The sequence below is a fragment of the uncultured Campylobacter sp. genome (genome assembly GCF_938039245.1).
GTDB lineage: Bacteria > Campylobacterota > Campylobacteria > Campylobacterales > Campylobacteraceae > Campylobacter_A.
This window is the reverse complement of sequence record NZ_CALHVN010000031.1, coordinates 21,222-32,295: the sequence shown is the minus strand read 5'-3', so window position 1 is coordinate 32,295 and position 11,074 is coordinate 21,222. Positions and strand designations below refer to the sequence as shown.

Annotated in this window: 17 protein-coding genes; 4 read left to right on the top strand and 13 right to left on the bottom strand. The window is 44.2% G+C overall.

Annotated features, from left to right (window positions below):
* Nucleotides 1-38: 38 nt before the first annotated feature.
* Nucleotides 39-200: a hypothetical protein gene (locus tag Q0218_RS05445; RefSeq protein WP_297967205.1), complete on the top strand. Its 162-nt coding sequence runs from the start codon at nucleotides 39-41 to the stop codon at nucleotides 198-200.
* 144 nt (nucleotides 201-344) lie between these two features.
* Here the strand turns inward: Q0218_RS05445 and Q0218_RS05440 are convergent, their stop codons facing one another.
* The 13 genes from Q0218_RS05440 to Q0218_RS05380 form a co-directional block, all read right to left on the bottom strand.
* A complete protein-coding gene (locus Q0218_RS05440) occupies nucleotides 345-605 on the bottom strand; it encodes a phage tail assembly protein (protein ID WP_297967204.1) in 261 nt (86 codons plus the stop codon).
* A gap of 86 nt (nucleotides 606-691) precedes the next feature.
* On the bottom strand, nucleotides 692-1,207 hold the full coding sequence (locus tag Q0218_RS05435) for a phage major tail tube protein (protein WP_297967200.1): 516 nt from the start codon (nucleotides 1,205-1,207) through the stop codon (nucleotides 692-694).
* A 108-nt stretch (nucleotides 1,208-1,315) separates the two neighbouring features.
* Nucleotides 1,316-2,479 carry a phage tail protein gene (locus tag Q0218_RS05430; protein WP_297967196.1) on the bottom strand — a complete coding sequence of 388 codons (1,164 nt, stop codon included), beginning with the start codon at nucleotides 2,477-2,479 and terminating at the stop codon, nucleotides 1,316-1,318.
* 11 nt (nucleotides 2,480-2,490) lie between these two features.
* Entirely contained in the window at nucleotides 2,491-2,904 is a 414-nt protein-coding gene (locus Q0218_RS05425) for a DUF5675 family protein (RefSeq protein WP_297967193.1), read from the bottom strand.
* A gap of 87 nt (nucleotides 2,905-2,991) precedes the next feature.
* A complete protein-coding gene (locus Q0218_RS05420) occupies nucleotides 2,992-3,621 on the bottom strand; it encodes a hypothetical protein (protein ID WP_297967190.1) in 630 nt (209 codons plus the stop codon).
* Nucleotides 3,618-5,300 (bottom strand): phage tail protein, encoded by a 1,683-nt coding sequence (locus Q0218_RS05415; RefSeq protein WP_297967188.1) that lies wholly within the window; start codon nucleotides 5,298-5,300, stop codon nucleotides 3,618-3,620. The genes Q0218_RS05420 and Q0218_RS05415 overlap by 4 nt, the downstream gene beginning before the upstream one ends.
* A 14-nt stretch (nucleotides 5,301-5,314) precedes the next feature.
* Nucleotides 5,315-6,079 carry a phage tail protein I gene (locus Q0218_RS05410; protein ID WP_297967186.1) on the bottom strand — a complete coding sequence of 255 codons (765 nt, stop codon included), beginning with the start codon at nucleotides 6,077-6,079 and terminating at the stop codon, nucleotides 5,315-5,317.
* Entirely contained in the window at nucleotides 6,076-7,161 is a 1,086-nt protein-coding gene (locus tag Q0218_RS05405; protein WP_297967184.1) for a baseplate J/gp47 family protein, read from the bottom strand. Before Q0218_RS05405 ends, Q0218_RS05410 begins: the two co-directional genes overlap by 4 nt.
* The gene (locus Q0218_RS05400; protein WP_297967181.1) at nucleotides 7,158-7,442 is read right to left on the bottom strand and encodes a GPW/gp25 family protein; all 285 of its coding nucleotides are present in this window, start codon (nucleotides 7,440-7,442) and stop codon (nucleotides 7,158-7,160) included. Before Q0218_RS05400 ends, Q0218_RS05405 begins: the two co-directional genes overlap by 4 nt.
* A gap of 9 nt (nucleotides 7,443-7,451) precedes the next feature.
* The gene (locus Q0218_RS05395; protein WP_297967178.1) at nucleotides 7,452-7,907 is read right to left on the bottom strand and encodes a phage baseplate assembly protein V; all 456 of its coding nucleotides are present in this window, start codon (nucleotides 7,905-7,907) and stop codon (nucleotides 7,452-7,454) included.
* Nucleotides 7,900-8,283, bottom strand: a complete 384-nt coding sequence (locus Q0218_RS05390; protein ID WP_297967176.1) for a hypothetical protein — start codon at nucleotides 8,281-8,283, stop codon at nucleotides 7,900-7,902. Before Q0218_RS05390 ends, Q0218_RS05395 begins: the two co-directional genes overlap by 8 nt.
* A 230-nt stretch (nucleotides 8,284-8,513) precedes the next feature.
* Complete coding sequence (locus Q0218_RS05385) at nucleotides 8,514-8,876, bottom strand: hypothetical protein (protein ID WP_297967173.1); 363 nt, start codon at nucleotides 8,874-8,876, stop codon at nucleotides 8,514-8,516.
* The gene (locus Q0218_RS05380) at nucleotides 8,857-9,297 is read right to left on the bottom strand and encodes a lysozyme (RefSeq protein ID WP_297967169.1); all 441 of its coding nucleotides are present in this window, start codon (nucleotides 9,295-9,297) and stop codon (nucleotides 8,857-8,859) included. Before Q0218_RS05380 ends, Q0218_RS05385 begins: the two co-directional genes overlap by 20 nt.
* A gap of 149 nt (nucleotides 9,298-9,446) precedes the next feature.
* Between Q0218_RS05380 and Q0218_RS05375 the strand changes: the two genes are divergently transcribed.
* Genes Q0218_RS05375 through Q0218_RS05365 form a run of 3 tightly spaced genes read left to right on the top strand, consistent with a single transcriptional unit; the run spans nucleotide 9,447 to nucleotide 11,066 of the window.
* Nucleotides 9,447-9,899, top strand: coding sequence for a hypothetical protein (locus tag Q0218_RS05375; protein ID WP_297967166.1), 453 nt, complete (start codon nucleotides 9,447-9,449; stop codon nucleotides 9,897-9,899).
* Entirely contained in the window at nucleotides 9,890-10,738 is an 849-nt protein-coding gene (locus Q0218_RS05370; RefSeq protein WP_297967163.1) for a phage protease, read from the top strand. Before Q0218_RS05375 ends, Q0218_RS05370 begins: the two co-directional genes overlap by 10 nt.
* A 1-nt stretch (nucleotide 10,739) precedes the next feature.
* The gene (locus Q0218_RS05365; protein WP_297967160.1) at nucleotides 10,740-11,066 is read left to right on the top strand and encodes a hypothetical protein; all 327 of its coding nucleotides are present in this window, start codon (nucleotides 10,740-10,742) and stop codon (nucleotides 11,064-11,066) included.
* The last annotated feature ends 8 nt before the right edge of the window (nucleotides 11,067-11,074 follow it).

The window sequence follows — 11,074 nt, the reverse complement described above, 5'->3', positions numbered from 1 at the left end:
TCCTTTTTGTGATACAATTCCTATAAAAAGGATTAAATATGAAAGTGTTTTTACTTATCGCCTTATTTGCGGCTTTGTTTTATATTTATCCCGGCCTTTTTGATAATGTCATAGCCGTACTATTTGGTCTTGGCTTGCTAGGCGGCTTTATAGGCATCGTCGGCTACGTTTTAAAAGAGGCTCAAAAAGCGGTTTCATAAAAGTAAACCGCTAAAATTTACTCTTTAATATCTCCTCTGCGATCCCTAAAAATTTTACGTATTCGTCTATGCTAAACTCCATAATTTCATCAAACGAAAAATGAAGCGTATGACCTATTATCGCTACGCCCTCAAAGGTATGGCCTAGGACAAAAAACCCGCCACCGCGCTAAGAATAAGCGAACAGTCTTTAGCTTCTAGCTCCTCAAGCTCGGCTTCGCTCATACAAGTAAGGTTGCTAGCTAGCCTAAAAGTCAAATCGGCCTCGCTGCCTTTTGCGCCGCTCATAGCAAAGCGAAGATCTTTGCCCTTTGGGTGCCTGATTTTAACTTCGTTACCGCCTGATAGCGTAATGACGGTGTATTTGATACCGTCTTGTTCGATGATTTCATTTTTCTTGCTCATTTTTATTCCTTTGACTTAAAATTTAAAGGCCTTTAAAAGCCGTTTAATCTATCGGCGCAGCTCTCGTCGCCGATAGAAAATATTTATTATTCGCCCAAATTTGAACGCACTTGCGCCAAATAATCCACCCCACCTATCAGGCATATCATGTTTTCTACGTCAAATAGCGCCACGGGGATTTTGCCTATATTTATATCTAAAAAATGTACGGCTAGTTTGACGCTCACTTCCATCTCTTTTCCGCTTTCAAAGCTTCCCGGGTCTATCTCGGTAATATCGCCGGTTACGGCCATAGAAAAAGGCTCGGGAGCGCCTTTGCCCGCTTGAAATACGCTAGCTTTAAATAAAAAAGGAATTCTGTTATTCCAAGTATTTAGCCCGTATCCAAGATAGGTGTTTTTATCGAGTACGCTTAGCTTAAACTCCATTTCTACGGGTTTTATCGTCCCGCTTGCGAAATTGCCGCCAAGCGCGCCTTTGACTTCGATCATCTCTTGTTCTATCTTTGGGATAGTTAGAGATTTAACGACGCCTAAATATCCTTGGCCGTTTATAAAAACATTGGCCTCCTGAACGACCTGAGGTATCTGTCTTTTTACCATTTTTTATCTCCTTTTAACGCCAAGCAAAGCTTGACTAAAGGAGCAAATACTAAAGTCCCCGCAAGCTGGGCGCCCCTGATTTGCTCCAAAAACCTTTTCTTAAGGCGCCTATTTATTTAAATCGTTCATCAGCGTTTCGCCGTATTTATCGACATAGATAAAATCAAGCGTTAGCTGTTTTACGATAGGGGTGTTTTGCATTCTGACGTCTAGGTAAAATTTACCGTCCGTGATGTTTGCTAGCGTATTTTTCTCGCTCCAAGATAGCTCGTATCCGAGCAATACCTTTGCTCCTACAAGCCCCCTAAGCAGCTCGCTAACGCTTCTTTTGGCGTGATAGAGCTGGTCGGCCTTTTTGTCGATAGCAAATAGCACGCCTTTTTGGCAAGCCTGCGAAATACGGTCAAATACTCTAACGCGCGCTAAATCCTTCCATATAGTATCCTGGTCGCTAGTCTCTCCGCCCCAAGCCCTAAAGCCGCTTTCTCTGATGACGGTCGAAATTTTAGCCGCCCTTAGCTCATCAGCCGTGCACGTCTCGCCAAGCTCGAAATCTACGTCTACTTCCGTGCCCGAAACCCCTATCATCACTCTGTTTGAGTAGCTGTCGCTATATCCGAACTCGCTTGCACCGTCCGTATGAGCTATCATTCCGGCTATTCTAGCGCTTTGCCCTTCATAGACGTAAGCGTTCGTTTCATCGTCCCAAACCTTGACGTTAGGATACGCTGCAACGAGCCTTCTAGTGCCGAAGTCCCCCATCTTTACTATCGCCGCGGCCGCGTCCTGGGCTTTTAGATCTACGATGCCGGTTGCTTTTAGCCTGGTAGCTACTTTTTCTATCTCGCCTTTTACAGCGTCTTCGTGGCTAAACTCGGGCGATATAATTAAATTAGGGTTATATCCGAAGCGAGATTTTGCTTTGGTTAGCTCTGATATAGCCTTTTTGCACTCGGTGATCTCGTCATTCGTGTCGCTATCGTCGTCTTTGGTAAATACGCTTAATATTATTTGCGTATTTACCGCCTGATCTTCGATGCCTTTTAGAGCCCTATAAATCGAGCCTTTTTTAAAGGCTTGGCTCGCGTCCTTTTTGGCTTTGTATTTTGCCTCTAACGCTTCAAGCGCCTTTGCCGTCGTCATGAAAAAATGCAGGCCGTTTTCTAGGACCTCCTCGTATCCGGCGATTCCTATGGGCGTAACGCTTTCTACGCTGATAGGTCTTGCGGCCTCGGCGCTTATGGTTACGTTTACTCCGAACTTTGCTGCCATACTATCTCCTTTTAAAATTTATTGATGATTTCCACTTGAAATTCTTTTTTGAACGTCAGCCCTATAAAAGCTTCCAGCGCTCTTTTGCTGTCGCCGACTCCGTATTCGTCCGCCTTATTTCCAAGCAAGATGCACCCCTGCGTATCTTTTGCAATATTGCCGCTATGGATGAGTATGCATCTATCTTTCGGCACTTTTTCATTAAAAAGTAATGGCAAAAGCCTTTGAAATTTGTCGCTTTCATGCCAGGTCGTTTGGTAAACTCCGGCCGGTATCCGCTTATCGCGGCCTCGCTCTACGGTATCCGGACCCGCGGGCTCAAGCGTAAAGCCCTCTAGCAGCACGCGCCTATCTTCCGAAACTAGGCGAAATCTGCCTATCGTGCCGTCGTAAATCTCTTTAATCCTCTCGACTATCAGCTTCATTTTTGCTCCTTTATTTGATTAAATTTATCACTGTGACTGCGATCAATATGGCCGCCGCAATAATCATAAAAGTCTTAGTTGATGTTTTCATTGTTTTACTCTTTTTAGCGGATGAAACGCCCAAACGGTCTTTAGCACCTTTTTATCGCCGTCTTCGATAAATTCGTGCCAATTTTCGGAATTTGCGCCGGCTATATCCATGAGTTTCCATCCGACGTAAATGCGGCAATAAAAGCCGCTTAAAAAGCCCGTATATCTTATCTCGCGGTAGTAGCAAAACCGCTCGCGACCGTCTTTAAGACGACACTCTACCTTGCAAAAACCGCTTTTGCGCCCTTTGTTTTGAGTGATAAGCACGTCGCCTTGAGTGACGACGCTAGCAGGCTGGACATCTAAGACTTTGACGCCCAGATATTTGACGCTAAAATAGCCTATTCTATTGCGCAAAAGCCAGCAAAGGCGCGCGAAATACGTACGGTTTTTAGGGGGCGGGAAGTGATCCCGTCTCCATCCGCCGTCGCCGTTGATCGCAGCGCTTTGCCCGTCGTAGTAGTCGTCCGCATCCTCAAACCAGCGAAAGCAGCCCGGCAGATGGTCGTCGCTCTCTTTTAAAAAAAGCAGCACGATCGGCACGACGAAAAAGGCAAGTATCTCAAGCGGAAGCTCGATGATGAAATTTTTGGCTACTTGTAGCCATTGTTTTAGGGTAGGTTTCATTTTAGCCCCCTTAGCTCTTCGTAAGGGATGATTGTTTCGTAGAAACAATTACCAATAAAATCTCTAGGTTTTGCCAAAAATGCTATTTTTAGCCCCTTTTCGGTTTCTTCCCCGCTTAAAATTAGCACCGGCAATCTAATAGGTTTTTTACCGTCTACAATATCAAATAAGTCGGTGTAAATGCTGTCTTCACTCATGTTTTTAATAAGATCATCTAGGCTATACATGCCGGATCTTTGTTTTGAAAAATCAGTTAGTGGCTTATTGCGTCGCAAAATATATCTCGTTCCTCTTAGTAAACATATATCCTCTTGAATCGCCTCTACCGGCTGAATAGGAATATCTACTTGAGTCTTATTTTTAACTAGAACTCCAAAATTTCGCTCGCTAGTACCGTCGTCTTTATACCTAAAAGCGTAAATATCGCTACCGTTTTTATAATAGTTGCCTCTCATTGAAACAGTATTGGCAATATTAATTTTAATCGCTTTTATGTCGCCTTCTTTTAAAGGCAGATCATTTACAGATGCCTCGGTTATCGCAAATTCATCGCTAACCTTATAGACTTTTGATATGCTGGCGCCATTCTTGACGACTATAAAGTCCTCGATAAACAATAGATCATTGAAGTTGGCCTGCGTTTTGATAGTTTTGCTAGTTCCGACTACCGCAATCGTATTGTTGCTACTGTCGGCTCGTATAAGCGGATATTTTGGGGATATGTATATATCGCTAGTTACTTGTATTTCATAATTCGATATATAAGTCCATTCATTTTTTGGGATATTGTATTTCCAGAGTTTTTGATTTGCAGATTGGCAAAAATAAACATCATCTCCTATTGTAAAAAGCATCCTAAACGTTCCGCCGGTCTGATTTTCGTCAAGTTTACTAATTTGCTTATACGGTTTTGTATAGGCCGTAACGCCGGCCGACACCGGCTTATTGCTACTACCGCCCTCATTTACTACGAGATATTTGTCTTTTATGCTTACAAGCCCGCCTTTTGTAATGGGATATGTATAAGGATCTTCTAGGCAGAAAAATTTATATGAAATTTTATCGCTCGTCGGATCTTTGATAAATTTATTTAAAAATTCTCCCCCCTCGGCGCTTTTTTGATTTTTGTATTTTTCAAAATCCTCTATTTTTAGATAAACCTCATCGTGATTGTGCGTCTTTGGCGCATAAAGCTCGTTTGCCTTAGTCTCCACCAAAGCGGCGTCAAATTTAGTATCGACATATCGACGGGAAGCAAATTTAGAGCTCTCCTCGACGGTCAAATTTATAACGCCGGTATCGCTTAAGGCGATATAAAAGTTTATCGTTAGGTCTTTCGCCGCACCCTCGCTTAAACGCGGCTTGATCGTCTCAGGCACGTTTGCGACGGCAAAAAGCTTATCGTCCGCTCCGTAAATGCCTACCTGCCTGATAACAAATCCGCCCACGCTAGCCTCAAGTATGCCCTGAACTATGACTATATTTGTATCATCCTCTTTGACTCTAATATCGCTAATACTAAATTTTTGCGCCTCCTCGGGCAATGTCTGCCACTCGTCGCTTATGACGTCTTTGCTTTGACCTACGCCCATTTTCGTGAGGCTGATTTGCTCTCTATCGGCGATAGCCTTTGAGATCGCCGCTTTGCCTAGTTTCGTGATTATTGTTGCGTATGACACTTTTTCTCCTTTGTTTAAATTTTGATTGTCTCATCTATCGTTACCGCGCCGCCGCTAAATCTTGCGGCGGTTGATCGCGCGTTTAAGATCTCGCTTTGCATCGGCGGCAAATTTACGTCCTCGATAAATTCGCAAATTACAGCGCCGAAACGCTCTAAATTTAAGCTAATATCTCTAACTTTATATGGATAAATGTTAATTTGCTCGCTTTGAGCATAAGCCGCGCTCGTATTAACCGGCGCGCTTGACGCCATTCCCGGCGATTGGATCGGGAAAATCTCCATTTTTTCCGTATCTGCGGCATTTGCCCCAAGATAAACTTCGCTTCTTGCGTTCCTAATAAGGTTAAATCCTTTAAAAACGCTGCGGACGTTTTTATAGCGTTGCACGACGGTATCGAGCTTTTTGTATCTCGTCTCGTCCGTGCCGTCATCTTTGAGATCTATTTCGACCTTAAAACAGTAAGGCTCGCCGTCGTAGCTAAACCACTCAAGAATCCTAATATCAGCATAAAACGAGCGCAATGCTTTGTTTAGGCTATAAAGGGTGCCCGAGTAATAATGTATCTCAAAGGCATTTTTAATGAGTTTTCTAGCTGAATCTTCGCCAAGCCCGTCTATATCCACATCAAAGCTATCGGCTAAGATAGGTAAAAGAGGCGTCGGACAAGAAGTAGCCAAGATGTTTATTGAGCCAAGGTCGAGCTCATTAAGCCTGACATCAAAAAACTCGTCAAATTTCTTATCAAATTTGCTTTTGTGTCCGGGAAGCATCGTCATAGTTCTGCCTTTGCATACGATAGGTTAAAGCTTATTCTGACAAAGCTATCCTCGTCTACTTTGGTATCTGCAGTCGGAGCGGCTAAATTTACGCGGTACACTCCATTTTTATGTAACATAGAGTAGATATAGCTCAAATTTAGGTCTTCGCCTAGTTTTAGACTTTTTCTAGATGCTTTTATTTCTTTGTCTATAATATCTTGCAAAAACATGTCGGTAAGCTCCAGCGTCGCTTTGATTTCTATGTCTTTGATTCGGGCGTTTTTGACTACTACCTTGTCGGTAAATGGCCTCACTTTCTCGCCGCTTAAATACTCCGCTACGCTAGCGCGCGTATCCTCGCTCATATCTAAACTTTTTAGATAAATTTGAACTACTCCCGGCCCGCCGTTATTAACGCTGCACTCTATTACCTTTGAATTTGCGCTTAAAACGTGATAGACGTAGGCCTTTGCGCTTCCTGCAGTGCTAAATCTTTCAAGAGAAAGTACCGCTCTTTCCCTTAGTCTTTCGTCGCTTTCTACCTCTGCGCCACCGCTAAAATCGCTTAGTTGCTTTGCTTTTAATACGAACGGGAAAGGCGTTTGGATATATTCACACTTTAGCGGGCTTGATTTTATAAATTTATCAAGCACCGATACGGCCGTAGTTTTTAGTTCTCCTTTTTTGACGATCGCCGTTTCTTTGACGTAGGCGACGTCGCCATTGTCGCTAACTAAAACGCTTCCGGCCGGAATTATCGTATCCGCATCCCTAGGGGTTGAAAGCGAAAGCTCGATACCGGCCGTCGGCTTTTCTCCCTTTAGCCGCTCTATGCCGTATATCGCTACGATATTATCAAGATCGCTTCCGCTTGAAAAAGGCAGCAGCATGGCTTTTACGCTGCTATTGATTCTGGCTCGCAAAAGCAGCTCGCGGTAAGCCAGCGTTTCAAGCAGGGCCGAATAGTTATCGCTCTCCAAAAGCGAAATTTCTTTGTCCGTCAAATAGCTTTTAAAAAGCTCTTTAACGCCCTTTAAAAGCTCGTCGTAGTTAAGCTCTTCGATCACGTCCGGATACGGTAAATTTTTTAAAAAGCTCATAGCTCTATCCCTATCTCGTCGCCGCTAATTAGAACGATATTAAAATTTAGCTTATGGTCTTTTAGGCTTATTAGCTTTACTTCATCTATCTTCACTCTTTTTTCCCATCTTTCTACGGCCTCTATGACGTAGCAGGCCAGATCGGCTCTAAACTCGTCGTCTACCCTTCGGTCTATTAGCTCGAACAAGCGACTACCGTACTCCGGCAACATAACCCGCGAACCAAGGGGCGTAAGCAAGATGTCTTTTATACTCTCTTCTATAGTCGTAAGATATCCCATACTCATCTCCTAGTGCGAGTGGTGCGGAGTATTGCCGCCCTCGTCTATGATGCGCCCCGTAGCGTGGATGCTGCCGCCTATTTCCAAGTCGCCTTTTAAATTCAGCTGGCCGCAAGTTATGTTTATTTGCTTCGGCGCCGAAATTTCAAGAGTCGAGCTAGCCGTATCGTAGCTCATGCTTACGCCGTCTTCAAAGCTTACGCGCACCTTTTTATCCGTCGGCTCCTCTTTATGCGCGCTTTGGTAGAGTCCGCGAAGTATGACGCCGCTGTTTAGGTTGCCTCTTACGGGCAAGACCAGCACCTGCTCGCCTACCCTGATAGGAGAGAAGCTCACGGCAAAGGAGTTTGAGAAGCTTTGAAATACCGGCAAAAAATCGGTAACCATTGAGCCTACGGCCACTCTTGCCTTGTCACCGCGAACTTCGCTAATCGTTGCGATTTCTATAAAATATTCCCTACTCATCACCGATATGCTCGCTAAATTTATTATTTTTAATAGGTCGCCTTCGTCTAACGTTTTGTTTTATCTCTTTTACGTCGTCGTGAATTTCGTTTAGTTTTTGGCGGTTCGCGCCGTTTTCGGTGCGTAGCGTCTCTACCAGTTCTCTGGTGGCGGCCGTGTTGTTATTTATAGCTTCGTTGCTTCTTACGGAAATATCCACCAAAATTTCGGAGTTTTTGTTCGCGGTTTTGTTTAGTAGCCAAAAGATCACCACAAATACTATAAAGCCGAAAATTACCATAAAGACCAAAAACTCATTCGCTCCCCAAGCTCCGGCGGAGTTTATAAGTCCCGTAGCTTCTTTGATCTCGTCGCTAAAATTTAGGCTATTTTCCATTTTATTCCTTTATCCCCAGGCATTGTTTGAGAAATCTTTCGCAATCGCGGTAGTAAATAGCAATCCTCTTATCCGTCTCGAACGTACCGTCGTTTTTAGGTTTTACGGGCATCTTGGCATTGCACTTTACGGGTACGTATTTTTCTTGATAAATGATATGCGGCTCGCTCGCTTGAGGTTTGGCCGCGCAGCCCGCAAATATTAAAGCAAATAGGCAAAAAAGCGAAATCCTAATCACGAAACAGCTCCTTATATGCCGCCAGTTCGGCCTCGCAGCTTTTATCTTTGACGTAGATCTTCTTTATCCGTTCGGCCTCTTTTGACGGAGTATCGTCGATCTCTACCGCGGCGGCCTTTATAGCTTCGTTTTGCAAAGAAAGAGATACGTTGCAGGCGTTTAGATTATTTTTTACCGTAGCGTAGTCCTTGGTCAGTCGCTCGTTTTTCTCTTTTACGCTTTCAAGGTCTTTAAGCAAGACGGAATTTACGCCTTCTAGCCTTGAATTTTCGAGGAACAAATTTACGCAAGCAAGACCCAAAAGCGCGGCCAATGCAAAGCCTACGATCGGAAGCTTAGTTATCAAATAGCCCATTTAGCACCTTCTTTGCCCGGTTCGGCGTTTGTTTTGCCCAAAGAGAGCTCATACCGCTTTGATAGGCGGCTCTATATTCGCCCGCTCTTATATGGTGCATCGTGGTTACGAATTTTTTAACCTTTGAAACGCCTAGCTGATAGGCCATTTCTATCACCACTTCTTGGACGTTTTTTGGTTTTTCCTTTAGCCAATCAAACGTCGCAAAGACTGCAGCAGTTAGTTTTTCAAGCTTGAGCTCTAAAATTTTATCGGCCGTCGCTTTGCTCATGGGTTCGTATTTGCCGCCGTTTAGCGCTAACTCGTCGGCCGTAAGCGCGGCAAGCAAAAAGCCGTAGCCCACGGTTAGTCTTCCTAAGCTATCCTCGTACCTATGATCTTTAAGACCCTCGTTTTCTTTGATTTTTTCTATTAAGGTCATGGCGTCCTCCAAACTTTTGCCGCAATATTACGCCATACCCGTCTCAAAATCTATCACGATTTTTTGTTAAAAAACTTTGTCAAAGTCCCGTAATAGATTTTCGGCACAAAACAGCTCATAATTCGCACAAAAATAATCAAAGGCGCTAAATGCTAGAAGAATTTGAAAAAGAACTGATAAACACGATTAAAGAAGCGGCCGAACCCAAAAACTCGGTAACTAAAGCGTACCTGGGCGAGTTTAACAGTAAAGAAGAGATGGAGCTGCTGATAAAAGGCGGCGAGAGCTTCGTATTCGTAGAGTTCGTGGATGAAAAATACGAAAACGTAGTAGAACGAAGCGCGACGTATAATATCCATATACTAGCCTGCACTTCAAACAAAAATCAAAACTACCGACAAGCCAATAAATTTAAAGCCTACGCTCTATGCGAGGCAATAGATGAAAAGCTAAGAAACTCGAATTTATGTAATGAGTTTAGGATAGAACCCCAAAACGCTAAAGCGTCACTAAACGATATTACCGACTACGGCTACGTCTACGTGCTAACCAGGCAGATACGAACGCAATTTTTAGAAAAGGACGAATTCTTATGCTCATAACCAAAGACTTAATCGCGCTAAAGGACGAGAAAGAAGGAGTTTTAAGCGAAATTTGCCTGGCCGTAACCGGCGTTTGGCAAGGACACGCCGGAGGAACGTTTAGTATAGACGCAGCCGATATCGAAAAGATGAAACTAAATTTCGACAAGCGCAGCCTAGATATAGTGATCGACTACGAGCACCAGACCCTAAGCGGAGAGATAGCGCCTGCCGCTGGCTGGGTAAAAGAGCTTTTTATAAAAGACGGCGCGCTTTACGGGCGCGTAAGTTGGACGACCAAAGCAAAAGAATTCATCAAAAACGGCGAATATAAATATCTTAGCCCGGTTTACGACTTTATGGGCGTAGACGAAAAGACAGGAGCCTGGCAGGGCTGCACGCTGCACTCCGCGGCGCTAACCAATAAGCCGTTTTTAGACGAACTCGGAGAGGTAAGAGCGAATAAAAATTTCACAAAGGAGACGAACATGGATGATGCGAAAAATCCAAAAGGCGAGCCGCAGGCTCAGGCTGCTACGCAAAGCGGCGCGAGCTATGAGGCTCAGATAGTCGAGCTTAAAAATCAGCTTGACGCCTCTAAACAAGAGGTTGCTGCGCTAAAAGAACAACTAGCTCAAAGCGCGGTAGATGCGGCTATTGTCGCAAACAAGCTTCAAGAAAGCCAAAAGCAGTGGGCGCTAAGCTACGCAAAAGCCGATTTAAACGGCTTTAATGAGTTTTTAAAAGGCGTTATGCCGCCGCGACAAAAAACGAGCATACCGAGTAACGATATGTTTGCCAACAAAAGCCAATCGGACGCAGAAATAGACGTCGTTAAATTTGCATTAGGAGGAGAATAAAATGTCTAACGAACAAAAAAAGCCAAAGACCATCGGAGACGTGGTCGTAAACAAGGTGCTAGGCGTTAACGCCAAAGTAGAGACTACAAAGGTTTTAGAGTGCGGAGCCGTGCTGTTTAGTATTAACGGCGGCGAGAGTTTTGCCGCAGTGACCAGCGACAATCAAACTACGACCATCGCAAACGCCCAAGCAGTATTTGGCGTGCTTTGCGACAATGTAGAAGCCACCAAAGAAGCCGACGTGCTGGTGCTTGGCGAGGTAATGCTGGAAGGCGCCGCCGCGGAGCTAAAAACCGCACTGTTCAAACAAAAAATTATAGTGAGATAAGGAGATAA